General features: G+C 71.9%; 21 protein-coding genes. 6 read left to right on the forward strand and 15 right to left on the reverse strand.

Features of this window, described 5'->3' with window-relative positions:
- Positions 1-234: 234 nt before the first annotated feature.
- Complete coding sequence (gene gcl / locus OG252_RS12110) at positions 235-2,019, reverse strand: glyoxylate carboligase (protein ID WP_329335825.1); 1,785 nt, start codon at positions 2,017-2,019, stop codon at positions 235-237.
- Positions 2,020-2,204: 185 nt separating this feature from the next.
- Between gcl and OG252_RS12115 the strand changes: the two genes are divergently transcribed.
- Positions 2,205-2,894 (forward strand): hypothetical protein, encoded by a 690-nt coding sequence (locus OG252_RS12115; RefSeq protein ID WP_329335826.1) that lies wholly within the window; start codon positions 2,205-2,207, stop codon positions 2,892-2,894.
- Between the two features lie 157 nt (positions 2,895-3,051).
- On the opposite strand, the gene OG252_RS12120 is transcribed toward OG252_RS12115, so the two are convergent.
- The 3 genes from OG252_RS12120 to OG252_RS12130 are packed head-to-tail and all read right to left on the reverse strand — an operon-like array spanning position 3,052 to position 7,472.
- Positions 3,052-4,188 carry an NADAR family protein gene (locus OG252_RS12120; protein ID WP_329335829.1) on the reverse strand — a complete coding sequence of 379 codons (1,137 nt, stop codon included), beginning with the start codon at positions 4,186-4,188 and terminating at the stop codon, positions 3,052-3,054.
- A gap of 21 nt (positions 4,189-4,209) precedes the next feature.
- Positions 4,210-5,805, reverse strand: coding sequence for an AMP-binding protein (locus tag OG252_RS12125; protein WP_329335831.1), 1,596 nt, complete (start codon positions 5,803-5,805; stop codon positions 4,210-4,212).
- Positions 5,802-7,472, reverse strand: a complete 1,671-nt coding sequence (locus tag OG252_RS12130) for an AMP-binding protein (protein ID WP_329335833.1) — start codon at positions 7,470-7,472, stop codon at positions 5,802-5,804. The genes OG252_RS12125 and OG252_RS12130 overlap by 4 nt, the downstream gene beginning before the upstream one ends.
- 109 nt (positions 7,473-7,581) lie before the next feature.
- On the opposite strand from OG252_RS12130, the gene OG252_RS12135 reads away from it, so the two are divergent.
- The 3 genes from OG252_RS12135 (at position 7,582) to OG252_RS12145 (ending at position 12,421) form a co-directional block, all read left to right on the forward strand.
- Positions 7,582-8,427 (forward strand): response regulator transcription factor, encoded by an 846-nt coding sequence (locus OG252_RS12135; protein WP_443068400.1) that lies wholly within the window; start codon positions 7,582-7,584, stop codon positions 8,425-8,427.
- Positions 8,428-8,568: 141 nt separating this feature from the next.
- Positions 8,569-11,379: an ATP-binding protein gene (locus OG252_RS12140; protein WP_329335836.1), complete on the forward strand. Its 2,811-nt coding sequence runs from the start codon at positions 8,569-8,571 to the stop codon at positions 11,377-11,379.
- A gap of 253 nt (positions 11,380-11,632) precedes the next feature.
- Positions 11,633-12,421: a S1 family peptidase gene (locus tag OG252_RS12145; RefSeq protein WP_329335838.1), complete on the forward strand. Its 789-nt coding sequence runs from the start codon at positions 11,633-11,635 to the stop codon at positions 12,419-12,421.
- Between the two features lie 108 nt (positions 12,422-12,529).
- Here OG252_RS12145 and OG252_RS12150 read toward each other — a convergent pair whose 3' ends face one another.
- Positions 12,530-13,636 (reverse strand): winged helix DNA-binding domain-containing protein, encoded by a 1,107-nt coding sequence (locus OG252_RS12150; RefSeq protein ID WP_266449822.1) that lies wholly within the window; start codon positions 13,634-13,636, stop codon positions 12,530-12,532.
- Positions 13,637-13,753: 117 nt separating this feature from the next.
- Between OG252_RS12150 and OG252_RS12155 the strand changes: the two genes are divergently transcribed.
- Complete coding sequence (locus tag OG252_RS12155; RefSeq protein ID WP_329335840.1) at positions 13,754-14,911, forward strand: magnesium and cobalt transport protein CorA; 1,158 nt, start codon at positions 13,754-13,756, stop codon at positions 14,909-14,911.
- Here OG252_RS12155 and OG252_RS12160 read toward each other — a convergent pair.
- The 9 genes from OG252_RS12160 to OG252_RS12200 form a co-directional block, all read right to left on the reverse strand.
- Positions 14,908-15,042 carry a hypothetical protein gene (locus tag OG252_RS12160; RefSeq protein WP_329335842.1) on the reverse strand — a complete coding sequence of 45 codons (135 nt, stop codon included), beginning with the start codon at positions 15,040-15,042 and terminating at the stop codon, positions 14,908-14,910. The genes OG252_RS12155 and OG252_RS12160 overlap by 4 nt on opposite strands.
- A gap of 157 nt (positions 15,043-15,199) precedes the next feature.
- A complete protein-coding gene (locus OG252_RS12165) occupies positions 15,200-16,009 on the reverse strand; it encodes a VOC family protein (RefSeq protein WP_266449809.1) in 810 nt (269 codons plus the stop codon).
- Positions 16,010-16,213: 204 nt separating this feature from the next.
- Positions 16,214-16,867, reverse strand: a complete 654-nt coding sequence (locus OG252_RS12170; RefSeq protein WP_329335844.1) for a sigma-70 family RNA polymerase sigma factor — start codon at positions 16,865-16,867, stop codon at positions 16,214-16,216.
- Positions 16,868-16,884: 17 nt separating this feature from the next.
- Positions 16,885-18,462 (reverse strand): ATP-binding cassette domain-containing protein, encoded by a 1,578-nt coding sequence (locus tag OG252_RS12175; protein WP_329335846.1) that lies wholly within the window; start codon positions 18,460-18,462, stop codon positions 16,885-16,887.
- Positions 18,459-20,225, reverse strand: a complete 1,767-nt coding sequence (locus OG252_RS12180) for an ABC transporter ATP-binding protein/permease (RefSeq protein WP_329335848.1) — start codon at positions 20,223-20,225, stop codon at positions 18,459-18,461. The genes OG252_RS12175 and OG252_RS12180 overlap by 4 nt, the downstream gene beginning before the upstream one ends.
- Positions 20,212-20,442 carry a hypothetical protein gene (locus tag OG252_RS12185; RefSeq protein ID WP_266449799.1) on the reverse strand — a complete coding sequence of 77 codons (231 nt, stop codon included), beginning with the start codon at positions 20,440-20,442 and terminating at the stop codon, positions 20,212-20,214. The genes OG252_RS12180 and OG252_RS12185 overlap by 14 nt, the downstream gene beginning before the upstream one ends.
- The gene (locus tag OG252_RS12190; RefSeq protein ID WP_329335850.1) at positions 20,439-21,485 is read right to left on the reverse strand and encodes a cytochrome d ubiquinol oxidase subunit II; all 1,047 of its coding nucleotides are present in this window, start codon (positions 21,483-21,485) and stop codon (positions 20,439-20,441) included. Before OG252_RS12190 ends, OG252_RS12185 begins: the two co-directional genes overlap by 4 nt.
- On the reverse strand, positions 21,482-22,927 hold the full coding sequence (locus OG252_RS12195; RefSeq protein ID WP_329335852.1) for a cytochrome ubiquinol oxidase subunit I: 1,446 nt from the start codon (positions 22,925-22,927) through the stop codon (positions 21,482-21,484). Before OG252_RS12195 ends, OG252_RS12190 begins: the two co-directional genes overlap by 4 nt.
- Before the next feature lie 25 nt (positions 22,928-22,952).
- The gene (locus OG252_RS12200) at positions 22,953-24,431 is read right to left on the reverse strand and encodes an MFS transporter (RefSeq protein WP_329335854.1); all 1,479 of its coding nucleotides are present in this window, start codon (positions 24,429-24,431) and stop codon (positions 22,953-22,955) included.
- Positions 24,432-24,529: 98 nt separating this feature from the next.
- Between OG252_RS12200 and OG252_RS12205 the strand changes: the two genes are divergently transcribed.
- Positions 24,530-25,042 (forward strand): MarR family winged helix-turn-helix transcriptional regulator, encoded by a 513-nt coding sequence (locus tag OG252_RS12205; RefSeq protein ID WP_329335856.1) that lies wholly within the window; start codon positions 24,530-24,532, stop codon positions 25,040-25,042.
- A gap of 54 nt (positions 25,043-25,096) precedes the next feature.
- Here the strand turns inward: OG252_RS12205 and OG252_RS12210 are convergent, their stop codons facing one another.
- Positions 25,097-26,014, reverse strand: a complete 918-nt coding sequence (locus OG252_RS12210) for an SDR family NAD(P)-dependent oxidoreductase (RefSeq protein ID WP_266449782.1) — start codon at positions 26,012-26,014, stop codon at positions 25,097-25,099.
- Positions 26,015-26,033: the final 19 nt, after the last annotated feature.

A 26,033-nucleotide genomic window follows, 5' to 3' on the forward strand; every position in this document is an offset into this window, starting at 1 on the left:
ACACCGCCGTTCGGACCCGGACACAGGCGCGCCGGGCGGCACGGGCCCCGTACGCCGACAAGCCGGCTCCCTGCGCACGGAGACCAGGCCGCTCCGGGTGCGAGTACACGGCCGTTCGGACCGGGCCCCGGCACCGGGCACCCGGCACGTCGTCTCAAGCCGCGCACGTGAAAGGGCGGCCCGTCCCCCGGCCGGGCCGCCCTGAGTGACTGACGGCAGTGCCGCCGTCCGGCGTCAGACCTTCAGTGTCCTGATCGAGGTCGGGGCGTGGCCCGGCTCGGTGGCGAGTTCCTCGAACTCGACGACGTTGCTGATGTCGTTGGTCTTGGACATCGCGATGTTGGTGACGCGTTCCAGGATGGCCTCGACGACGACCGGCACCTGGAACTCGGCGGCGAGCTTCTTGGCCTGCTCGAAGGCGGCGCCCAGTTCGGCCGGGTCGGTCACGCGGAGCGCCTTGCAGCCGAGGCCCTCGACGACCTTGATGTGGTCGACGCCGTACACCCCGAGCTCTGGGGAGTTGATGTTCTCAAACTCCAGGTTGACCTGGAAGTCGATGTCCAGGCCGAGCTGCGCCTGGCGGATCAGGCCCAGGTAGGCGTTGTTGACGAGGACATGGACGTACGGGATCTTGTGCTGCGCCCCGACCGCCAGCTCCTCGATCATGAACTGGAAGTCGTAGTCGCCGGAGAGGGCGACGACCTGTGCCTCGGGGTCGGCCTTAGCGACGCCGAGCGCGGCCGGGATCGTCCAGCCGAGGGGCCCCGCCTGGCCGCAGTTGATCCAGTGGCGGGGCCGGTAGACGTGCAGCATCTGGGCGCCGGCGATCTGCGAGAGGCCGATCGTGGAGACGTACCGGGTCTCCGGGCCGAAGGCCTTGTTCATCTCCTCGTAGACGCGCTGCGGCTTGATCGGGATGTCGTCGAAGTGTGTCCGGCGCTGGAGCGTGGCCTTCTTCTCCTGTGCGGCAGCCGCCCACACGGAGCGGTCGGGCAGGCGGCCCGAGGCCTTCAACTCCCCTGCCACCTGGACGAACAGCTGCAGCGCGGCCTTCGCGTCGGAGGCGATGCCGTAGTCCGGGGCGAAGATCTTGCCGATCTGGGTCGGCTCCACGTCGACGTGGACGAAGGTCCGGCCGGCCGTGTAGACGTCGAGCCTGCCGGTGTGGCGGTTGGCCCAGCGGTTGCCGATGCCGAGGACGAAGTCGGACTCCAGGAAGGTGGCGTTGCCGTAGCGGTGCGAGGTCTGGAGGCCGACCATGCCGGCGTTCAGCTCGTGGTCGTCGGGGAGCACTCCCCAGCCCATGAGGGTGGGGACGACCGGGACGCCGGTCAACTCGGCGAACTCCACCAGCAGTTCGGCGGCGTCGGCGTTGATCACACCGCCGCCGGCGACGATCAGCGGGCGCTCGGAGGCGTTGAGCATGCCGATCGCCTTCTCGACCTGGGCGCGGGTCGCGGCCGGCTTGTAGACCGACAGCGGCTCGTACGTCTCGGGGTCGAACTCGATCTCCGTCAGCTGGACGTCGATCGGCAGGTCGATCAGCACCGGGCCCGGGCGGCCGGAGCGCATGAGGTGGAAGGCCTGCTGGAAGACGCCGGGGACCTGCGCGGCCTCCAGCACCGTGACCGCCATCTTCGTCACCGGTTTGGCGATGGAGGCGATGTCGACGGCCTGGAAGTCCTCCTTGTGGATCACGGCGGTCGGGGCCTGGCCCGTGATGCACAGGATCGGGACGGAGTCGCCGAGGGCCGAGTACAGGCCGGTGATCATGTCGGTGCCGGCCGGTCCGGAGGTGCCGATGCAGACGCCGATGTTGCCCGGGTGGGTGCGGGTGTAGCCCTCGGCCATGTGCGAGGCGCCCTCCACGTGCCGGGCGAGGGTGTGGTGGATGCCGCCGGAGGCCTTGAGCGCCGCGTAGAAGGGATTGATCGCCGCGCCCGGGACACCGAACGCGTCGGTGACGCCTTCACGCCTGAGAATCTCAACTGCCGCGCGGGCAGCGGTCATTCGAGCCATCGAGTACTCCTGCTTCGGCTGTCGGATCCGCACTCCCGTCGCGCCCCGCGGTGAGCACTTCCCGTGTCTTCTCTCTCCACAACGAATTCCGTAATGCGGAAAGTATTTTCTACTATCTGGAAGCAATGTAAGTGGGCGGGCGAAGGCAGTCAAGAGAGGGACAAGCGGGGGTCGCCTGGAGGACGATGGGGGCCATGTCCGAGAGCGTGTCGGTGCGCTGCCCGGCCTGCAGACGCGAGCACGTCTACGAGGCATCGTCGTATCCCTGCGTGTGCGGGGTGCCCGTCGCCCCGGCGCTCGACGAGCACGGGGCGGTCACCGCGGTCGCCCATCGTGCCTGGGACGAGGACTGGGTCGTCGTGCGGTGCGAGGCCTGCGGCCGCCGCACCCAGTGGCCGTACCCGGAGCTGGGCTGCGGGTGCGGGACGGTGCTGCGCATTCCGGTGGCCGGGCCGTCGGCCGCCGCGAGCCCCCGGGCCGCCGCCCCGGCCCGGCGTCGCGTCTTCCAGCCCGTCGCGATCCGCACCGCCCGCGACGCGGTCACCGCGGCCGCCCTCTATCTGCGCTGGCTCGGCTACCGGGACATCCGCCGGGCCGACCAGCGGCCCCCGTCCGGCATCGGCCTCGCCGCGCGCGGCCTGCTGGTCCAGGTCGACCCGACCGTACGCCCGGCGACCCTGCGCGACGTGGAGTGCCTGTGGCTGACGGCCATGACGGAGTCCACGCCCTGCGTCTACTTCTCCCTCGCCGGCTTCTCCCCCGACGCCCGCACCCGCGCCGACGTGCTGGGGATTCCGCTGTTCGTCCTCGACCTCACGGGCACGCCGCAGGCGGTGAACAGTCACGCGGACGACCTGGATGCCGACGGGGCGTGAGGTGCGCGTCATCCGCCCCCGCCGCCCCTACCCGTCCCATCCTCCAGGGGCGCTGCCCCTTCGACCCCGTCCCAGGGGGCTCCGCCCCCTGGACCCCGGCCTCGCCCACCCACCACCCGACTCGGTCGGTTCAGAGGTCACACTTCCAGCGGAGCGCTCAGGCGGTCGCCGTCGGTCCGATGCCCGCGCGCTCGGCATGCAGCTCCGAGCGGACGAGTTCAAGGAGGCGGCCGGTCCAGTTGCGGCCGCGGCCGGCGTTGTCGCCCCAGAAGCGGGAGTCGCCGTCGTCGTAGACGATCGTCGCGTCGTCCGTGTCCAGGAGGACCCGCGCCAGGGCGGGGTGCTGGGCGAACTTGGCCCGCAGCAGGCGGGTCATGACCGCCGTACGCGCCTGTTCCCAGCCCTCGCGTCGGGGGGCGCCGACGGCCAGGTTCCGGGCGGCGGCCGCGGTGTCCGCCTCGGCGATTCCGGCCCTGACCTCGCGGTCGTCAGTCGACAGGGCCCAGTAGGCGTGGGCGACGGAGGGGTAGGTGACGCCGTCGACGTCGACGGGTGCCGGGTAGTTGTTGCGCAGGGCCCTCGTGTCCGGGTCGTCGGACGTCTTCAGCGGATAGCTCTCGTAGAGCTGGATCGCGGGGGCGAGAGGAGTCACCGGTCCGTCCGCCGGGACCTGTGAGGACCGCTGGGCGATCCACTGGGCCCGGTCCTCGAAGTAGTCGACCGCCTCGTCGTACTCCTCCTGCGTGACCGGATCGTCGCCGCCGTACGGCCGGGACTCCGTGCGTGCGCCGGGTCCGGCGACCAGCACCTGAAGCGGCCAGTCCTTGCGGTCCATGTCACCGAGCGCGTAGTGGCGCTGCGTCTCGGGGATGGCGAGGTAGGCGGCACGGGCCACGGCCCGCTTCTCCTCCGTCCGGTCGGCGAGAAACGCGTCGACGGCGTCCAGGCACCGGTCCGTCGAGTCCGGCCGCCCGTTGAGCTGGTCCACGGTGTCGCGCACCTCGGCGAGCAGCAACTCGGGCGTTAGCCAGGTGTGCGGCTCGCTGAACTTCCAGGCGGCCAGCTCATGGCCGGACGCCCTGGCACCGTCCGGCAACTCGGTGGCGACCCATCCGCACCGCAGCTTCTCCTCGAACTGCTCCAGCGTGACCAGTTCCCAGCAGTCGATGAGCCCGTCCGCGTAGATGAACAGGTCGGTGAGGTGGTAGTCGCCGTTGCGGATGAAGACGGGCCGCCAGGTCCCGGGTACTCGTATGCCGTCCGCCATGCGGTGGGTGGTGCGTCTGCCGATCATCGCGACAGTCTGACGGACGGCTCAGCCGCGCGCCGCGTGATTTTCCCGCAGCTCGATCTTGCGCACCTTCCCGGACACCGTCATCGGGAAGGAGTCCAGGAGCTGGAGCCGGCTCGGGATCTTGTAGTGCGCCAACCGCCCCTCGCAGAAGCCGCGCAGCTCCTCCAGCGTCGGCGGGTCGGCCGGGTCCCGCGCGATGACACAGGCGAGGACCTCCTCGCCGTACCGCTCGTGGGGTACGCCGACGACCTGGACGTCCGCGATCTTCGGGTGGGCGTGGAGGAACTCCTCGATCTCACGGGGGTAGATGTTCTCGCCGCCCCGGATGATCATGTCCTTGATGCGGCCGACGATCTCGACATAGCCGTCCTCGCGCATCACGGCCAGGTCGCCGGTGTGCATCCAGCGGCCGGGGTCGACGGCCTCCGCGGTCTTCTCGGGTTCCTCCCAGTAGCCGAGCATCACGCTGTAGCCGCGGGTGCACAACTCGCCTGCGGTGCCCCGGGGTTGGGTGACGCCGGTCGCCGGGTCGACGACCTTGACCTCGATGTGCGGCAGGACGCGGCCGACCGTGCCGGTGCGGTGTTCCAGGTCGTCGTCCCGGCGGGTCTGCAGGGACACCGGGGAGGTCTCGGTCATGCCGTAGCAGATGGAGACCTCCGCCATGTGCATCTCGGCGACGACCCGTTTCATCACCTCCACCGGGCAGGGCGAGCCCGCCATGATGCCGGTGCGCAGGGAGGACAGGTCGTAGGTCGCGAAGTCGGGGAGGTTCAGCTCCGCGATGAACATGGTCGGAACGCCGTAGAGGGACGTGCAGTGTTCGTCCTGGACCGCGCGCAGGGTCGCCGCCGGGTCGAAGGACGGGGCCGGGATGACCATGCAGGCGCCGTGCGAGGTCGCGGCGAGATTGCCCATCACCATGCCGAAGCAGTGGTAGAAGGGCACCGGGATGCAGACCCGGTCCTGCTCGCTGTAGGCGATCAACTCCCCCACGAAGTAACCGTTGTTGAGGATGCTGTGGTGCGAGAGCGTGGCCCCCTTGGGGAAGCCCGTCGTGCCCGAGGTGTACTGGATGTTGATCGGGTCGTCGCAGGACAGGTCCTCGTACCGGGCGTCGGGGACCGCGCGTGCGAGCAGCGCGTCCCAGCTCGGGTCGCCGATGTACACGACCTCGCGCAACTCACCGCACTTGCCGCGCACTTGGTCGACCATGGCCCGGTAGTCGCTCGTCTTGTGGCTGACGGAGGCGAACAGCAGGGAGATACCGGCCTGCTTGAGGACGTACTCGACCTCGTGCGTGCGGTAGGCCGGGTTGATGTTCACCATGATCGCGCCGACGCGGGCGGTGGCGTACTGGACGAGCACCCACTCGGGGCAGTTGACCGCCCAGATGCCCACCCGGTCGCCCTTGGCGACCCCGGCGGCCAGCAGGGCGTGCGCCAGCTTCTCGATGTCCGCGCCGAACCGGGCGTACGTCCAGCGCCGTCCGGAGGGCACGTCGACGAGGGCCTCGCGGTCCGGCCAAGTGGCCACCGCCCGGTCCAGGTTGGCCCCGATCGTGTCGCCGAGCAGGGTCGTCCCGCTCGTTCCGTGCGTGTACGAGAGCTCGCTCACCGGAAGTCCTCCTCGCGGTACTCGGCGTCCGAGCCGGCGGCCGTGGCCTCGCGCAGTTCGATGCGGCGGATCTTGCCGGAGACGGTCTTGGGCAGGGGCGCGAACTCCAGGCGGCGGATGCGCTTGTAGGGCGCGAGTGCTTCGCGGGAGTGCTCGAACAGCACCTTCGCGGTGTCGGGGCCGGGTTCCCAGCCCTCCGCGAGGACGACGTACGCCTTGGGCACGGCCAGGCGCAGTTCGTCGGGGGCGGGTACCACGGCCGCCTCCGCGACCGCCTCGTGCTCGATCAGCGCGCTCTCCAGCTCGAAGGGGCTGATCTTGTAGTCGGAGGCCTTGAAGACGTCGTCGGCCCGTCCGACGTAGGTGATGTAGCCGTCGGCGTCACGCGCGCCGATGTCCCCGGTCCGGTAGTAGCCGCCCGCCATCGCCTCCGCCGTGCGGTCGGGGTCGCCGTGGTAGCCGGTCATCAGGCCGACGGGATGCGTCGAGAGGTCGAGGGCGATCTCTCCCTCCGCCGCACCGGGCGCCCCGGACACCGGGTCGAGCAGTTCCACCCGGTATCCGGGGCTGGGACGGCCCATGGAACCGGTCTTCAGCGGCTGTCCGGGGCTGTTGGAGACCTGGACGGCGGTCTCGGTCTGGCCGAAGCCGTCCCGGATGGTGACGCCCCAGGCCCGGCGGACCTGTTCGATGACCTCGGGGTTGAGGGGTTCGCCGGCCGCCACGGCCTCGCGCGGCGGGGTGCGCAGCTGGGTGAGGTCGGCCTGGATGAGCATGCGCCACACGGTGGGCGGGGCGCAGAAGGTGGTGACGCCCGCCCGGTCCATCTCGGCCATCAGCCGGGACGCGTCGAAGCGCGTGTAGTTGTAGAGGAAGACCGTGGCCTGCGCGTTCCACGGTGCGAACAGGTTGGACCAGGCGTGCTTGGCCCAGCCCGGCGAGGAGATGTTCAGGTGCACGTCGCCGGGCTTCAGGCCGATCCAGTACATGGTCGCCAGATGCCCGATCGGGTAGGAGGCGTGGGTGTGCTCGACCAGCTTGGGGCGGGCCGTCGTACCGGAGGTGAAGTACAGCATCAGCGGGTCGTCGGCGAGGGTCGGCCCGTCGGGCAGGAACTCGGCGGAGGCGGTGTGGGCGTCCTCGTACGGCTGCCAGCCCTCCGGCAGGCCGCCGACGGCGGTGCGGGTGTAGTCGCCGGGCACGTCGTCGAACTTGGCGGTGTCCTCGGCCCGGACCAGGACGTGTCGCACGCGCCCGCGTTCGACCCGGTCGCGCAGGTCGGCGGGGCCGAGCAGCGGGGTCGCCGGGATGACGACGGCCCGCAGCTTCATCGCCGCCAGCGCCACCTCCCACAGCTCGGCCTGGTTGCCCAGCATGACCAGGATCCGGTCCTCGGCACCGACCCCGCGCTCGCGCAGCAGGTTGGCGACGCGGTTGGACCGCTCGGACAGGTCGGCGAAGGAGAGCCGGATCTCGGAGCCGTCCTCCTCGACGATGTGCAGGGCGGTGCGGTCGTTGCCGTCCGCGATGACGTCGAACCAGTCCAGTGCCCAGTTGAAGTGCTGCGGGCGGGGCCAGTCGAAACCCTCGTACGCCGTGGCGTAGTCCTCGCGGTGTTCCAGCAGGAAGTCCCGCGCGCTGCGGAAGAGCTCCGTCGCGGTCGTCATCTGTCCTCCTCGGTACCGGCACCATTGCCGGGCGGCTCTCTGCCATCGTGTAATGCGTGATGCGGGTCTCACTACCCCCGAACGGGGGTGTGTGCCGCGGCGAAGGGACATGTTCGTGACAGCAGACGGGTCGGCGTCGGTGGAGATCCGGCGCGCGCTGGTACGGCTGCGGCGCACGACCGGGCTCCCGGTCGCCTTCGGCGGGCTGGTGGAGTCGGGCAGACCGCGGATCCGCATCAGCGAACTGAACGGCACCGCCACCCCCGCCCTGAGCGCCCTCGCGGTGACCTCGGGCAACGGTCTCGGCGGCAAGGCCGCGGCCCTCGCCCGCCCGTGCGCCGTCACCGACTACTCCGCCTCGCGGCAGATCAGCCACGAGTACGACCTGGCGGTCGCCGCGGAGGGACTGCGCGCGGTGGTGGCGGTGCCGGTCGTCGTACGGCGCCGGGTCCGCGGTGTGCTGTACGGCGCCCTGCGCGACGTGCGGCCCCTGGGCGACCGGACGCTGACGGCGGCGGTGGAGGCCGCGCGGGACGTGGAGCAGGCGCTGGTGCTGCGGGAGGAGGCGCGGGCGCTGATGGCGGCGGCGCGGGTGGAGCCGGCCCGGGCACCGCGGGCGGGCGGCTCCGCGTGGGAGCAGGTGCGGGAGGCGCACGCGGCGTTGCGGGCGCTCGCGCCGAGGATCGCCGACGAGGCGCTGCGCGCCGAACTGCTGGACGTGTGCGGGCTGTTGACCCCGGACGTCCCGCCCCTGGAGGGGGTGAGTCTGGCGCCGCGTGAGGTGGACGTACTGGCGTGCGTCGCCGCCGGGGCGACGAACGCGGTGGCCGCCGAGCGGCTCGGAGTGACCGCCGAGACGGTCAAGGGATACCTCCGTTCGGCCATGCGGAAGCTCGGGGCCCGGACCCGTGGGGAGGCGGTCGTCGCGGCGCGTCGGGCGGGGTTGCTGCCCTGATTTCCGTCGGCGGCTCATTCATGCGCCGATCCCGTGAATTTGTCTATGCCGGCCGTTGTTATTTCCCTCACGACGTGGCCCGGCCGAATTCCAAAGCCCGTTGCCTAATATTGGCCAGGACACGACACACGGAGGGGAGCGGTGACCGTGCGACGGGACTTCGAGGAGCCTGCCAGATGCCGCCCCGACCTGGTGATCGGCAGGGAGGAGCTGCTCGCGGGAGCGCGTGAACAGCTGGCCGGCGGCGGCAGCGTGCTGCTCCACGGTCCGGCCGGAATAGGAAAGTCGACCGTGCTGCGGGCATTGGCCGCGGATAACGCCGGCGCGACCCGGACCGTGTTGCGCTGCTCGGCGACGGAGTCCGAATCCCATCTGCCGTTCCTGGCCCTGGCCGACCTGCTCGGTCTGGTCGTGGACGAGGTGGCCGACCGGCTGCCCGGCGCCCAGCGCACCGCCCTGGAGTCCGCGCTCACCGGACGCGGCGAGTCCACCCTCCAGCGCGACGGGCTGGCGCTGCGGCTCGCCGTCCTGTCGGTGCTGCGCGCGCTCGCCACCGAGGGCCCGGTCCTGGTCGTCGCGGACGACCTGCAGTGGCTGGACCCGGCGAGCGCGGAGCTCCTCGGCTTCGCCGCCCGCCGCCTCGGCGACACCCCGGTCCAGCTGCTGTGCGCGGTGCGGACCGAGGGACAGGAGTACGACCGCCATCTACGCGCGTTGCCGCCGGACTCGCTCGCGGTCCGCCTCAACCCGCTCTCCCGCACCCAGGTCTCCGCGCTCCTGGACCACCGCGGCTACACCGGCCTGCCCCGCTCCACGGTCCGCGACATCCACCGCACCAGCGCCGGCAACCCGCTCTTCGCCCTGGAACTGGGCCGCGCGCTCGCCGAGGATCCCACCCCGCCCCGGCCCGGCGAGCCGCTGCACGTGCCCACCTCGCTGCGGGCCCTGGTGCTCAACCGCCTGGGCATGCTCTCGGACGAGGCCCGCCGCACCCTGCTGGTGGCCAGCGCCGGCGCGCGTCCCACGCTGGCCCTGCTGCACGCGGCCGGCCGGGAGAACGCCGAGGCGGAGACCGCCCAGGCGGCCGCCCTCGGACTGCTCGCGACGGAACCCGAGGGTCCCGCCGTACGGTTCGCGCATCCGCTGATCTCGGCCGCGCTCTACGCGGAGGCGCCCGCGCAGGAGCGGCGGGCCGCGCACGCCGCGCTGTCCACGGCCGCCTCCGACCCCATCGAGCGGGCCCGGCACCTGGCCCTCGCCAGCAGCGGCACCGATCCGGAGGTGGCGGCCCGGCTCGCCGAGGCCGCGGCCCAGGCCCGGGACCGCGGCGCACCCTCGGTGGCCGCCTCGATGGGGCTTCTCGCGGCCCGGCACACCCCGGCTGACAGCGTGCCGGGCGCGGACGAGCGGCGGCTGCAGGCCGCCACGGACGCGATCACCGCCGGCGAGATGGACCTCGCGCGGGACATCGCCCACGAGGTGCTGACCCGGGCCACCGTGCCCGCGGAACGGGTGCGGGCCTGGATCGTGGTGATCGAGTCGGCCGGGCACACCCTCGGCGACGTCGACTCCGTCTTCCCGCAGGCGCTGGCCGACGCCGGCGAGGACCCCGGGCTGCTCGCCCTCGTCCACTACCAACTGGCCTGGCGCGGGCTGATCGTGGAAGGGGACTTCGCGGAGGGCCGGGAGAAGGCCGCGCACTCGGCGGAACTGGCGGCCCGGGCCGGCGACCGGCGCACCGAGCTCCTCGCGCTCGCCTTCCAGGCGCAGACCGAGACCCTGATGGGGCACCCGAACGCCCCCGCGACCATCAAGCAGGCGCTGAAGGAGCCCCAGGATCCGCAGGTCGCCTGCCACCACAACGGCCCTGGCCTCGCCCGGTTCCGCTGGCTGCAGATGAGCGACCAGCTGGCGGAGGCCCGTACCACCGTCACCGCGCTGCTGCGCGAGGTGCGGCGGCGCGGCATGGTCGAGAGCGAGGTGCACTTCCTGCGGCTGCTCGCCGAGACCGAACTGCGCTCCGGGCACTGCGGCCGGGCCCTCGACCTGGCCCGGGAGAGCCTCAGGCTGGCCCGGGACTCCGGCATCGGCGAGGTGGCCTCCGCGCTGCTGACCTCGTTCGCGGAGGCGGCCGGCGGGGACGTGGACCGGGCGCTGGCCCTGGCCCGGGAGGCGGAGGAGCACGCCGAGGGGATCGGCGACCAGATGTACGTCTCCCGCGCCCTGGCCGCCCTCGGCCACGCCCAGTTGGTGGCCGGGGACACCCAGGGGACGGTGCGTTCGCTGCGCCGGGTGCGGGAGCTGGAGCACGGGCTCGGCATCACCGACCCGGCGCGCGGCCGCTGGCACGGCGACCTCGCGGAGGCCCTCGTGCGGATCGGTGAACTCGCCGAGGCGCAGGACGTCATCGACGTGACCCGCGAGCAGGCGCTGCGGCTCGGCCGGGAGAGTGTGCTCGCCGTGGTCGACCGGGCGGAGGCGCTGGTGCGGGCCAGGCGCGGCGAACACGAGGCGGCGCTGGGCCAGTTGACGTCGGTGCAGGACCGGCTCGGCAAGCTGGGCTACGGCCTGGAGGAGGCCCGGGCCGCCTTCGCACTGGCCTCGCTGCGCACCCGCCGGCCGGGACCGACGTCGTACGACGAGGCGGCGCGGCTGTTCCGGCGCTGCCGGGCACTGCCCTGGCTGCGCCAGGTGGAGGCGGCCGCGGTGACGCCGCCGCCCGAGCCGGTGGCGGCCCCCGCCCCGACGCTGGACGCGCTGGACGGGCTCGCCTCGATGGAACGTCAGGTCGCCGCGCTCGTCATGGAGGGCGCGACCAACCGGGAGATAGCCGCGCGGCTGTTCATCAGCGTCAAGACGGTCGAGGCGACCCTGACCCGGGTCTACCGCAAGCTGGGGATCCGTTCGCGGGTCGACATCGTCAGACTCGCGGCGGGCCGTCGTACGAAGTGAGCACCGCGCGGGTGCACCGGCCGAGTTGGTTCGGCGAGGGCCGACCGAGGGTTTTCCCTGCCCAACTCCCTTAGGGGGTTCCCTCATTGGGAAGAGGCTGTTCCGGGTTCTAGCTTAGGGGCGTGCCGCCGGCCCGGGCATACGGGGGTCGGTCCCGCGACCCCCGTGCACCACCCCCACCCCCCACACCCCCATCTCCCCCCACCCCCCACACCCGGCGACCCCCCACCGGTCATCCCCAATGAGGAGACTCATGTTCGGGCTCAACCGCGCCAAGAAGACCGCCGCCGCCCTCGCGGCCACCGCCGCCGCCGCGACCGCGCTCATCAGCGCACCGGCCGCCGTCGCCGCCCCCCAGCCGATCGTCGGCGGTACGACGACCACGACGACCGCGTACCCGTTCATGATGCAGATCACGGACGCCTCGCAGAACCAGTTCTGCGGCGGCACCCTGGTCTCGGCCACCAAGGTCGTCACCGCGGCCCACTGTATGGTCGGCGAGACCACCAGCAGCGTCAGAGTCGTCGGCGGCCGCACCTATCTCAACGGCACCAACGGCACGGTCGCCCGGGTCAGCAAGATCTGGATCCACCCGGACTACACGGACGCCACCAACGGCGACGACGTGGCCGTCCTGACCCTGTCGACGTCGATGCCGTACACCACGGCGTCGTACGTCACCTCCTCCCAGACGGGCGTGTACGCGGCCGGCACCACCGCCCGCATCGTCGGCTGGGGCACCACCTCCGCGGGCGGCAGCTCCTCCAACCAGCTGCGCACCGCGACCGTGCCGACGGTCTCCAACTCCAGCTGCTCCAGCTCCTACGGCTCCGACTTCATCGCGAGCGACATGGTCTGCGCCGGGTACACCTCCGGCGGCGTCGACACCTGCCAGGGCGACAGCGGCGGTCCCCTGCTCATCGGGGGCGTCCTGGCAGGGATCACTTCCTGGGGCGAGGGCTGTGCGGAGGCCGGTTACCCGGGTGTCTACACCCGTCTGACCACCTTCTCCAGCCTGGTGACCACGCAGGTCAACTCGTAACCCAGAAGGTTCTCCTGAGTACCCCTCAGGTGAAATACCAGGGGGCGTTGCGGGCCTCCACGAGCGGCCCGCAGCGCCCCCTCTCCATGTCCCCGGACAGGTGACCCGTCACCGCAGTACCGTCCCGAAACGGATGTCGTACGACGACTCCGGGTGCATCACCGTCAGCATCCGCTCCCCCTCCGTGCGCACCTCGTCGCGCTGTTCCTTGGTGAGCCGGCCGAAGGGCTCGATGACCAGCGCGTCCGCCTCCAGCCTCCACACACCCGCCAGGAAGCCGTCGACCAGGAGTGTGCAGTGGGCCTGGTTGCCCTGCCAGGCGCGGCCCCAGTGTGCGGGCGGTACGACCCGGGTGCGGTCGGCGTGGGAGAGCAGCAGGTTGTCGAACTCGGGCAGGAAGCGCGGCGGGGCCGGGGTGTCCGCGTCGGGGCGGGGCGCGTCCGGGAGGTCGAAGAGCTCGACGCCGTTCTCGTCGCGGAAGGTGACGAGGTCCGGGCGGAGGCGTTCGAAGGCGTCGCGCAGCCGGGTCAGGCCGGCCCAGGTCTGCATGTCCTTGACGGAGGCCGGGCCGAAGGCGGCGAGGTAGCGCAGGACGGTGGCGTCGGGGGCGGGCGTGGGTTCGGCGGGCCGCCCCAGCCAGTGCTCGGCGGTGGTCAGGGCGACCTGGCCGCTACGACCCCACAGCCCTCTCGGGGTCACCTGCACCAGCGGGAGCTTGCAGCGGGCGGCGATCGCGAGGGCCTGCGGGTCGGCGTCCGGCCACTCGACGAGCAGGGCCTCCCGCAACTGTTTCATGGTGCGCGGCTCGGCCTCGACGAGCTCGCGGGCGAGAGCGGCGAGGCGGTCGAGGTCGACGCCCTGAAGCCCCTTGCGGAAAATGGTGAGTTCGCGGTCCCGGGCGGGCTGCACCAGCGGCCGCAGGGTGAGGCAGTCGTCGGCGGTGTGGGTGTGGATCGTCGAGCGCATGCTGACGATACGGACGACCTCGCGCTCGGCCATCAGCCCGGACAGCTCCCCGGGGGCGAAGCCGTCGAGGCGGGCGGCGAGCGCGTAGTACGGCGGCTTCACGTTCTGCGCCTGCAGGCCGAGAAGGTGTGCGACGGCCTCCTCGGCGGACAGCGACGCCGGGCGCAGGAGCAGCTGCCGGTCGAGGGTGGCGCGGTTGAGGGCGCGGGTGGCGAGCACGGGGGCCGTCCTGGTCGTCGACTTCGTCATGCTGCGTACGGTAGCCAGACTTGCGGACACCTTCTGTCCGCGAGGCCGACGCCGTATGCCCCGTATATCCTGCCCTGTGATCACGCAGACGTTGGCTCGACCCGAGAGGCAGCCGCGATGCCCGAGCGACGCGACCGTCCGGCCTCCAAGAACTCCAGGAAGTCCGCGTGGCGGCGCGCTCTGACCCCGCCGCCCGCGCACCCGGACCGGCGGCCGGCGGCCCCCGCCGACCCACCCGCCCCGGAGCCGGAACCGGCGAGCATCGTCCAGGCGGCCCTCTACCGGGACGGCGTGCGGGTCTCCTCCCCCGCCACCCTCGCCGACACCTACCGCGAACTGCGCGAACAGTCCTCCGGCATGGCGTGGATCGGCCTCGCCCGCCCCACCGAGAGTGAACTCCTCTCGCTGGCCGCGGAGTTCGACCTGCATCCGCTCTCGGTCGAGGACGCGATGGAGGCCCACCAACGCCCGAAGCTGGAGCGCTACGGCGACACGCTCTTCGTCGTCCTGCGCGCCGCCCGCTACCTCGACGCCCCGGAGGAGGTCGACTTCGGCGAACTGCACCTCTTCGTCGGTCCCGACTTCGTCATCACGGTCCGCCACGGCGCCGCCCCGGACCTGTCGGCGGTCCGCCACCGCATGGAGGAGGCGCCGGAACTGCTGAGCCTGGGGCCGGAGGCGGTGCTGTACGCGATCCTGGACGCGGTGGTCGACGGCTATGTGCCGGTGGTCGCCGGCGTGCAGAACGACATCGACGAGATCGAGACGGAAGTCTTCCGCGGCGACCCGGAAGTCTCCCGCCGCATCTACGAACTCTCCCGCGAGATGGTCGAGTTCCAGCGCGCCACCCGCCCCCTGGTCGGCATGCTGCACGCCCTGATGGCCGGCTTCACCAAGTACGGCACGGACGAGGAACTCCAGCGCTACCTGCGGGACGTGGCCGACCACGTCACCCACACCAGCGAACGCGTGGACGGCTTCCGCCAGGCCCTCGCCGACATCCTCACGGTGAACGCGACCCTCGTCACGCAGCAACAGAACGCGGAGATGCGAGCGTTGGCGGAGGCGGGGTTCGAGCAGAACGAGGAGATCAAGAAGATCTCGGCCTGGGCGGCGATTCTGTTTGCTCCGACGCTGGTTGGAACGATTTACGGCATGAACTTCGAGCACATGCCGGAGTTGGGATGGAGCTTCGGATATCCCTTCGCGATCGGCCTGATGGGTGTGGTCTGCGTGAGCCTGTACGTGATCTTCAAGCGGCGGGACTGGCTCTAGGACAGGCCGGTGAGCTGCTTGCGCCGCAGGACGGGGCGGTCGGCGAGACTCTCCTGCCGGCCGACGTCCGCACAGTCCTCCTCGGTCGATCCGAAGCCGTGCGGGTCCCGCGCACGGTGAGCGGGAGCCACCGCTGACGAGAACCGACCTCGGCGCACTGGCCGGGCGCCTCACGGCCATCGTGACGCGACGGGCCAAGGCGCGGGAACTACCGCGGCACAGCTGACTGCGCAGGCGACTGGGGCCCTGCAGCCCAGGACCGAGCCACACTCTCCGGCCGCCGCGGGCTCAGCTCGGGGCCGGGGTGAGCAGCACGAAGTCCGCGTTCGCGGGGTCGAGGCAGACGGCCAGACGGCCCACGCCCTCCGCGTCCTCCGGTCCCATCTGCACGCTGCCGCCGTTCTCGGTGACCCTGGCGACCGCGGCGTCGCAGTCGGTGACGTTGAAGACCGGGTGCCAGTACGGCCGCCCGCCGGCCAGGGCGAGGTTCTCCTTGGGGAGCTCCATGAGACCGCCTTGCATGCGCTCCTCGGGAAGCCCGGCGGGGGTGATGAGGGTGTACGTGCCTCCGCCGCCCGGCAGCTCCATGCCGCTGAACTGCCAGTCGAAGACAGCGCCGTAGAACTCCTTCGCGGCCGGGGCGTCGCTCGTGTACAGCTCGGTCCAGGACAGCGAGCCCGGCTCGTCCGCCAGCTCGAAGCCGGCGTTCGTCCCCGGCTGCCAGACGGCGAACTGGCCCCCCGACGGATCGCTGTACTGCGCCATCCGGCCCCAGTCGTCGAGGTCCCTCGGCGCCACCCGCACCGTGCCGCCCGCGCGCTCCACGGCCTGGGTTGTGGCGTCCGCGTCGGTGACGCGGTAATAGATCATCCAGGCCGGGCGCGCGCCCTCCTCGGTGAGCTTGCCGAGCCCGGCGACGGTCTTGCCGTCCTTCTGGAACATCCCGCCTTCCATGCCCTCTTCCATGTCCTCCCCCGCGCCCATGGACTCGTACTCCCAGCCGAGCACCGCGCCGTAGAAGGCCGCGGCGGCCGGGACGTCGGGGGCGCCGAGGTCGAGCCAACAGGGGGAGCCGGGGGTGAGGTCAGTGGTGATCACGGCGATTCCCTTTCGGAGTGCATCGACATCAGCCGGTCAGCCGGCACAGTGACATCAGCGTGACACCCGGCACTGACAATCGCGCGTCGGAGCAGTCACTCCGCGTGCTCGAGTGACTGCCTCTGCGTCGCCCGGCACTACGAGAACAGGCGGCCATCGCAGGTCCGCGCGGCGGCACATCGCGTGGCCGGGGTAGACCCATGACTATTGGGCCGCCGGGGTGAGCCGGTGTTCGCGGGCGTAGCCCTCCAGCAGTGAGCGCAACTGCCCGCGACCGCGGTGCAGCCGGGAGAGGACCGTGCCGACGGGGGTCCGCATGATGTCGGCGATCTCCCGGACGGTGAAGCCCTCGACGTCGAAGAGGTACACGACGATCCGGAAGTCCTCGCGGATGGCCTGCAGCGCCGCTTTGACGTCCGCGTCGGGCAGGTGGTCGAGCGCCTCGGACTCGGTCGTACGCAGGCCCGTGGACATGTGCGACTCGGCACGGGCCAGCTGCCAGTCCGCCGGCTCCGCCGTGCCGTCGTACTGCGGCCGACGCCTTTGGCTGCGGCGGGAGTTGAGGTAGGTGGTGGTGAGAATGCGGTACAGCCACGCCTTGAGGTTCGTGCCCTCGCGGAACTGGTGGAAGGAGGTGTAGGCCCTGGCGTACGTCTCCTGGACGAGGTCCTCGGCGTCGGCCGGATGGCAGGTCAGGCGCAGGGCGGCCGAGTAGAGCGGGTCGAGGAACGTCAGGGCCGGTTCGAAGCGGGCCTGGAGGTCCGCCTCGCGACGCCGTGCGTCCTGCCGGTGCTGCCGCTCCCGCTGCCCGCGCAGTGCGTCCCGGGCGGTTCCGGAGCGGGGATGGGTGGTGCTCATGGTGCCTCCTGACGAATTCACGGTTCCTTCTGGTCGAGCGGCAGCTCGACCACGTGCGCGGCACGTTCGAGCCACGCCGGTACGTCGTGCAGGGCGAGGACGAGGGTGGTGTCGGGCAGGTCCGCGAGGATGCCGAGGACGTGTCGGGCGGTGCGGTCGTCCAGACCCGTGGTCGGTTCGTCGACGATGAGTACGTGGGGGTGGCGGGCCAGGGCGCGGCCCAGACAGACCCGGCGGAGTTCGCCGCCCGAGAGCTGTCTGCCGCCGGGGCCGACGGGTGTGGTGGCGGTCAGTCCGGTGCCGTTCAGCCACAGCTCGGCCAGCCGGGTGTCGACCTCACTGTCGGTCAGGGCGGGGTCGGCGAGGCGCCAGTTGGATCCGAGTGTTCCGGTGAAGAGGTAGTCGTCGGCCGCGACGACCAGGGCGGCGGGCCGGTGGTCGTGGTCCTCGGTCGACTGCCGCAGCGACCGGGCGAGGGCGCGGAGCAGGGTGCTCTTGCCGCTGCCGGAGCGGCCGGTGACGACGAGCGTCGCACCGCGGTCGACGGTGGCGCCGAGGACGCGGCCCGGCCGGAGGGCCGTCGGCGGTAGGCCGTAGTCGGCGAAGCCGATGCCCTGTGCGGTGGACCAGGACCGGATTGCCGGGACGGTGGTGTCGCTCGGTGCGTGCGGCGGCGCGCTCTCGGTCAGTCTGCGGTGTGCGGCCCTCGCGGTACCCCGGGCTTCGGCGGCGTGTGCCAGGTGCCCGGCCTGGACCGGCACACCGAGGGCCAGCAGGGCGACGAACACGAACGTGGCGGGGTCCGGTGCGCTGTCCAGGACGCAGGCGAGCGTGGCGACGAGGGTGGCGGTGCCGACCAGGCCGGTGGTCAGCGCGGTCCGGAGTCTGCGCCGGCCGGCCGCTTCCCGCGCCGCGGCGAGCCGCGTGAGTCTGGTCGTCGTCCGTGCCGCGAGTTCCCCGGCCGCGCCGAGCGACGCCATCTCCGCCCATGCGTCGACCGCGCCGACGAGTTCGGTGCGCAGTGCCTTGCGGGTGGACTGCTCTGTCTCGCGGGCGGTACCGGCCGTGCGGTGGGCGATCGCCGCCGTGATCACGACGCCGGCCGCGAGTACGGCCGCCGGCAGGGCGGACGTGGCCAGTGCGACGGCGATGACGGCGCCGGCGGTCGTCGCGGCGGTGACGGCGACGGGTGCCGTGGACTCGATCAGCGCCATCCCCGCGCTCTCGGCGTCGGCCATGCTGCGGTCGAGCAGGTCGCCCGACCACAGGCGGTCCGGCTGGGCCGGGTCGGTGGCGGCGGCACGGTCGAAGAGGTCGGAGCGAGCGGCGGCGACCCGGCGCAGGGCGGCCGCGTGCAGCACCAGACGCTTGCCGTAGTTGCCGGCCACGCGGGCCAGGGCGAAGGCGCGCACCCCGCCGCTGGGGGCGACGTAGGAGAAGGAGCTGAAGGCGGCCGCGCCGGCCACGGCGCAGGCGCTGATGAACCAGCCCGACAGGCCGAGCAGCCCTGCGGAGGACAGTTCGGCGACGACGGCGAGCACCAGCCCGGCGGCCGCGAGGGAACGCGGCGCTCGGCCACGGCGGACCTGGGTCATGGCGCGTTCACCGACCCCACGGCGTGCAGGCGGCCGTCCTCGATGACGAGCACGGTGTCGGCCGCGGCGGCCAGCGGGAAGGAATGGGTGGCGACGACGACGGTGCAGCCCTCGGTGGCCCGCCGCAGGGCCGCGACGACGGCGCGCTCACTGTCCGCGTCGAGGTGGGCGGTCGGCTCGTCGAGCAGCCAGAGCCGGGCTCCGCGCAGAAAGGCGCGGGCGATGGCGATCCGGCGGGCCTCGCCGGTCGACACACCCCAACCCCCCTCCCCCAGCCGCGTGTTCAGCCCTTCGGGCAGGCGCTCGATCACGGCGTCCAGCCCGGCGGCGTCGACCGCCCGCCGGATGTGCCGCTCGGTGGCGTCCGGACGGCCGAGGCGGATGTTGTCGCGGACGGTCGCGTCGAGCAGCACCGTCTGCTGTCCGACCCAGGCGCATCCGCCGAGGGCCGGGGGCTGCCGTACGGACAGGGTCTGCCACCGGACCTCTCCGCCCGTCGGCCGGCGCAGACCGGCGATCAGCGAGAGCAGCGTGCTCTTGCCGGAACCGGAGGGACCGGTGAGCGCGGTCCAGGTCCCGGGGTCCAACTCGGCGTCGGCGCGGATGGTGTCGTGGTCCGCGCCGCCGTAACGGAACCGGACTGCCGCCAGGGACACGCCGACCGGCTCGGACAGCCCCGGCCGGGCGGCCGGGCGGGGTGTCCCGGCGGGGGTGTCCGTCACGATGTCGCGGATGGCGCGTGCCGCGGTCGTGGCGCGTTCCCGCTCATGGAAGGCGGCGGCCCGGGCGCGCATCGGGGCGAAGTGCACCGGGCAGATGAGCAGCACCAGCAGGCCGCTGAACAGCGTGAGTTGGGGGGCGTGCGGCACCCGCACATAGCCGAGCAGGGACAGGCCGACGTAGGTGGCGTTGACCGCGAGGGAGAACGTGATGACGACGTCCATGATCATCCCGGACAGGAAGGCGCGGCGCAGCACGCTCATCGTCGCCTTGTTCAGCCGCTCGGCGGCCGTCGTCACGGTTCGCCCGCGCCGGCCGGCCGCGCCGAGCTCGCGCAGTGTCCGCATGCCGCGGAAGCTGTCGAGGACGACGGCGTTCAGGTGCCGGGTGGCGCCCAGTTGCCGGTCCGCGCCGTGCTGGGCGAACAGCCCCGCCAGGCGCATGTTGAGGGGAAGCAGTGCGGTGGTCAGGACGAGGACGAGCGCGGCCGGCCAGTGCACCGCGGCGGTGACCGCCGGTACGGCGAGCATGGACAGCGGTGCCGAGCGGTGCAGGGGTGCGGCCTGTGCGTGGTGGTCGGCGACGTCGTCGGCCAGATCGACCATCGCCCATGCCGCCTCGGCCGGTCCGGTCTCGCTGGTCCGCCCGGCGGCCGGCAGCAGAGCGCCCGTCAACCGCCGGCGCAGGTCGGTGGCGACGGCACGCGCACCCCGTTCGGCGAGCGCGCCGGCCGCCCAGCCTGCGCCCACGGCCAGCGCACTCGCGACGGCGAAGACCGCGAGGCCCCGGGTCTCCTGTGTCACGGCCCTCTCCAACACCCCCTGGGCGAGCCATGCCAGGGCACCCCAGCGGGTGATCGTGACCATCGTCTCCAGCGCCTGGAGGGTGCCCGCGAGGCCGAACCAGCGCCGTCCCGGCGCGGCGCACGCGGTGAGCCATGCGTCGTCGTCCCGCCGCTGTGCGGCGCTGCCCGGCCCGCTCGTCTCGTTCCTCGCGTCCCGCGCTTTCCTCTCATTCGCCTTATTCGCCTTATTCGTCGTCATGGGGGCGCCGCTCGTCGATGATCCAGGCGAGGCCACCGGCCAGCGCGATGGCGATCATGCCCAGGGTGGTCAGCTGCTGTGAATGGATCTGCCGGTAGCCACCGAACATCCCCTGGCAGACGAAGTAGGCGAGCAGTCCCAGCACGGTCCAGACGATCGCGGCGAGCAGGCGCCCGACGACTCGGACCGGTGCGGGCAGTGGGCTCCGGGTGGTCATGGGCGTGCTCCTGCGGCAAGGGGGCCTTGGGTGGGCGGGGGTTCGTGGCCTGCGGCTCGGGTGGTGAACTTTCCGGCGAAGGCCCGGTGGGCGAACACGTTGTAGGCGAGCACGAGCGGCATGTTCAGTCCGATGCCGACGAGGATGAAGACCATCGTGGAGTGCGGGCCGGCCGCGCTGCCGAGGGTGAGGTCCGGCGGCAGGAGCACCGGGTAACGGGCCACGCCCAGGGCGAGGAACACGGACACCGTCGCGACCACGAGTCCGCCGAGCGGCAGGGCGTCCGCGGCTCGGGAGGTCCGCCTCCACGCGAACCCGACGAGCGCGGCGCCTCCTCCCCCGGCGGCGAACAGCAGCAGGACGGTGAACGCGACGGCACGCCCAGGAGTGCCGAGGTTCAACGGCGCCGCCGTGGAGCCGACCGCGACGAGGACGGCGACCAGCAGCACTCCCGCGACCGCCGTGGCGACCGCGCCGCGTCGTGCCGCCGAATCCCGCAGCGGCCCGGCTGACTTGTGCTTGGTGTAGGCGTAGCCGAGCGCGGTGTACGCGGCCGTGACGGTGAGCCCCGACAGCACGCAGTACCAGCTGAAGGCCCCGAAGGCCGACCCGGTGTAGACGTCACCCCGCAGACGCACGGCCGAGGTCAGCGTCCCGAGGGCGAAGCCCTGCGCGAACGAGGCCAGCAGCGACGCCACACCGAAGGCGGTGGTCCAGCGGGGAGCCGGGGGCGCCTGGGACGCCATCTCGACGCTCACGCCCCGCACGATGAGGGAGAACAGCAGAACGATCATCGGCAGGTAGGCGTGCGGCAGGATCGTGCCGAAGGCCAGGGGAAAACCCGCCCAGAGCGCGACCCCGAGCAGGATGAGCCAGGTCTCGTTGCCGTCCCAGCCCACCGCGACGGACTCCAGCAGGTGGCGCCGGTGTGCGGGGTCGCGTTCGAAGAGGGTGGCCACGCCGATGCCGAGGTCGTAGCCGTCCAGCACCACGTACATCAGGAGGCAGACGAGTACGGTCGCCGACCAGAGGGTGGTGGTCATCGGGCCGCCACCTCCCGGGAACCGAGCGGCACGGGCACGAGCGGCACGGGTTGTGACGGGACGGGCTCCAGCGGTACGCCGTCCTCGGCGAGGCCGGTGTCCGGCAGGTCCTCCGGTGGAGGTTCCTGCCCCGGGTCGTCGCGTTCCGGGCCGATGCGCATGGTGCGGACGATGTAGGCGACGTACGCCACCAGCATGATCAGGTAGAGCGCGGAGAAGCCGACGACCGAGAACAGGACTTCGCCGGGCGCCAGCCGGGACACCGCGTCCGAGGTGCGCAGTTGCCCGAACACGATCCACGGTTGCCGTCCCGCTTCGGCGGTGACCCAGCCGCCGAGGATGGCCAGGATCCCCACCGGCGTGGTCCACAGGACGAACCGGTGGAAGCGGCGCGCGGTCCACAGGCGGTTGCGCAGGCGCAGGACCGTGGCCGCGAACGTGGTGCCGAACATCAGCACGGCCGCCAGGAACATGACGCGGAAGCCCCAGAAGGTCGCGGCCATGTCCGGCCGGTCGGCCGCCGGGGTGAGCTTCAGGCCGGGCATGGCCGTCTTGCAGGTGAGGTCCTTGGCGATGTAGCTGCCGAGGCAGGGAATGTCGAGCTCGGCGATGTTCCGCGCGGCCTGCTGGTCCGGTATGGAGAACAGGACGAAGCCGGTGTCACCGTTGTTCCAGTTGCCTTCGATCGCCTCCAGCTTCGAGAGCTGATACGGCAGTTCGCGCCCGGCAACGTTGTCGCCGAGGTAGAGCTGGACGGGCATCAGCAGCGCGGCGATACCGAGCGCGATCGACATCGAGCGGCGGGCGAAGCCCTTCGCGCGTCCCTTGACCAGGTACCAGGCCGAGATGCCGGCGACGAAGAAGCTCGCCGAGATCAGGACGGCGGCCAGCATGTGCGGCCAGCGCCAGACGAACGACGGGTTGAAGATGACGCGCATCCAGTCCGTGGGCTCGAACCGGCCGTGGACGACCCTGAATCCGGCGGGCGTCTGCATCCACGAGTTCGCCGCGATGATCCAGGTGGAGGACAGGACGGTACCCACCGACACCATCACGGTGGACACGAGCATCGTGCCCTTGCGCACCCGGCCGTCCCCGTAGAGCAGGACGCCGATGAATCCGGCCTCGACGAAGAAGGCGGTCACGACCTCCATGCCGATGATCGGCCCGATGACCGGGCCCGTCCGCGCGCCGTACACACCCCAGTTGAGCCCCATCTCGAAGGTGATGACGGCGCCGGCGACCACGCCGATCGCGAAGCCGACGGCGAAGATACGCCGCCAGAACCGGAACATCTGCAGGTAGACCGCCCTGCCGGTACGCCAGTACAGGCCGTAGACGACCGACAGGAAGATCGAGAGTCCGACGGTGATCGCCGGGAAGGTCATGTGGAACAGGACGGTGACGGCGAACTGCCATCGCGACAAGTCGAGGAGACTCATCAGGTGCTCCCTATCTGGGGCGGGTTCAGACCTCGACGACCGAAGTGGCGGGCGGCGCGGCCTTGTTGAAGCGCGGCAGGGCGGCGGCTGCGACGGCGAGCAGGGCGACGATGCCCATCTGCGCGTACTCGACACCGGCGAAGGCGTGGACGACCCCGTGCGGCGCCAGGACCAGGTAGAGGGTGCCGAGGGTGGCCACGCCGAGGGCGAGACCGCTCTGCTGCAGGGTGATCAGTACGCCGCTGCCGATGCCCGCCAGGTGCGTGGGGACATCGGCCAGGACGCTGCGGAACAGGCCGGCGAACAGCATCGACTGCCCGGCGCCGACCAGGGCGAGCGGCAGGGCAGTCGCCCACAGGCTGACGTGCGGCCAGTTCTCGAGCAGGATCGTCACCAGGGCGACCAGTCCGGCGAGTTGGACGACGGCGCCGGCCGACAGGGCCGCCCTGCCGAACCGGGTGATCAGGCGGGGCGCGACCAGTGACCCGGCGAAGAAGAGCAGGGCCATCGGCAGGATCGCCAGGCCGCTGTGCAGGGCGTCGACGTGCAGGCCGTTCTGGACGGTGAGGGCGAAGACGAACATGAACGCGCCGAAGCCGATGCTGAAGGCGAACACCATGATCAGGCCACGGGACATCGACGGCAGGCGCAGCAGGGACGGCGGCAGCAGCGGGACCGCGCCGCGCCGCTCGGTGCGCCTCTCCACGACGTAGGTGGCGGCGCCGAGGACGGCCGCGGCGGCGAGCATCAGCCAGGTCCACAAGGGCCAGCCCAGTGAGTGCCCCTCGGTCAGCGGCACCAGCAGGGCGGTCAGGGTGGCGGCGAACAGCACGGTGCCGGGCAGGTCGATGCCGACCGGGTGGTGCGAGCGGGTGTCCGGCACGATCCGGGCCGCCACCAGGAGCACGACGACGCCGATGGGCACGTTGACCAGGAAGATCGGCCGCCAGGAAGTGCCGGCCACATCGGCGCTGACCAGCAGGCCGCCCACCAGCTGCCCGACCACGGCGGCTATCCCGGAGGTCGCCCCGTACAGGGCCACGGCCCGGGACTTGCGCTCTCCTTCCAGGACGTGGTGGAAGGTCGCCAGCACCTGGGGGACGAGGAGGGCGGCGGTGGCGCCCTGGACGATGCGGGCCGCGATCAGCGCACCCACCGTCGGGGCGACGCCGCAGGCCAGCGAGGCCAGCACGAAGCCGACGAGCGCGCCGAGGAAGATCCGGCGGCGGCCGAACCGGTCGCCGAGCCGGCCGCCGAGGACGAGCAGGGTCGCGTACGCGACGCCGTACCCGGCGATGACCAGCTCCAGCGCGGACGCCGAGGCGTGCAGCGAGGCGTCGATGCTGGGCAGGGCCACGTTGGTGATGAAGAAGTCCATGATCGGCAGGAAGGCGCCGGCCAGCAGGATGAACACCCCGACCGGGTGCAGCCCGCCCGCGCGGGCCGTGGCGTGGGGCGAGAGCGTCGGCGCGCCCGCATGCCGGGAGGAGGTGGTTGTCGTCATGACAGCTCCCAGGAGACAGATGTTATGACCTCATAACTATGAAGCCATAAGCAGTATGCGCCCATAACTACTTCGGGGCAAGCCCGTACCCTGGAGCCGTGACGGAGGAGCGAGCAGAACCGACGAGCCCGACGACCGCACCGGACGACGGCCGGCGGTGGGCCGAGCTGGCCGACCTCGTGCTGATCATCAGCCGGGAGATCCAGTTCCGCGGATACACCGACGAGCGGGCCGTCCCGCTGTCCCCGTCCGAGGGCATGGTGATGCGCTACCTGCACCGCGAGCCCGCCGCCCCGCCCAGCCGCATCGCCGAGGCGACCGGGCTGCAGCGCACCAACCTCTCCACCGTCCTGGGCGGACTGGAGCGCAAGGGCCTCGTCGAGCGACGCGCCGACCCGGGCGACGGCCGCGGGGTGACCGTCCACACCACCGAACGCGGACGCGGCAACTACCGCCTGGTGCGCCAGGAATGGGCCGCCGCCGTCTCCGCGGCCGCCGACCACGACACCGACCACCTCGACGCGGCCCTGACCCTGCTCGCCGCCGTGGAGTCCGGCCTGGCCAGGACGCGCCCGCGCAATCGCGCCACGCGTCCGGCGGCCGGGACCTGAACGCCGGTCACCTCACCGGAATCGCCGCCCGGCGGCCGCGCCGGGACAGCACATCTAGAACTGGTGCTTGAGGAACGCGCCGGACCATGCCATCAGGTCCGACGGCACGTAATAGCCCTTCTCGTCGTTGATCGCGTCCCAGTTGCGGGCCACGTCCTCGATGCCGGCGGCGCCGTCCTGATGGACGTACCCCTCGGTCGAGGCGAGGAAGAGGCGGGCGAAGCGGCCGGCGCCGGCCGTGTAGATCTCCCCGCTGACCGGGCAGCTCTCGTGGGCGAGGAACGCGACCATCGGCGCCACCGCGTCCGAGGGCATGTACGGCATTCCCGGCGTCGGCCCGGTGTCCTCGTCCTCGGCGCTCCCGCCGCCCATGCGCGTCATCGCCGCGGGCGCGATCAGGTTGACCTTGATGCCGTGCGGCTCACCGGCCAGTTTCGCGCTGCGGGCGAGGCCGACCGTGCCTGCCTTCGCGGCCGCGTACGACAGGTTGTTGTCGAGGCCGAACATGCCGCTGGAGGTGGTCAGGACGACCCGGCCGTACTGCTGCTCCACGAAGTGCGGCCAGGCGGCGCGCATCGTGTTGAAGGAGCCGATGAGGTGGACGGCGAGGTGCCGTTCGAGGTTCTCGACGTCGACCTCGGGCAGGCCGGCCCACCGGATGATCCCGGCGTTGTTGACCACGATGTCGATGCGGCCGAAGTTCTCGAGCGCGCAGCCGATGATCGCCTCGCCGCCGGCCTGTGTGGACACGTCGTGGGTGTCGGCCACGGCGGTGCCGCCGGCGGCGCGGATCTCGTCGACGACCTTCTGCGCGGGGCCGGCGTCGGCGCCCTCGCCCTCCATCGATCCGCCCAGGTCGTTGACGACGACCTGCGCCCCGCGCTCCGCCAGGAGGCGGGCGTGTGCCCGGCCGATGCCGCGGCCGGCGCCGGTGACGACCGCGACGCGTCCGTCGAAGCTGAACTCGCTCATGGGTGACTCCTGTTGAGGT

The organism is Streptomyces sp. NBC_01352 (genome assembly GCF_036237295.1).
Taxonomy (GTDB): domain Bacteria; phylum Actinomycetota; class Actinomycetes; order Streptomycetales; family Streptomycetaceae; genus Streptomyces; species Streptomyces plumbiresistens.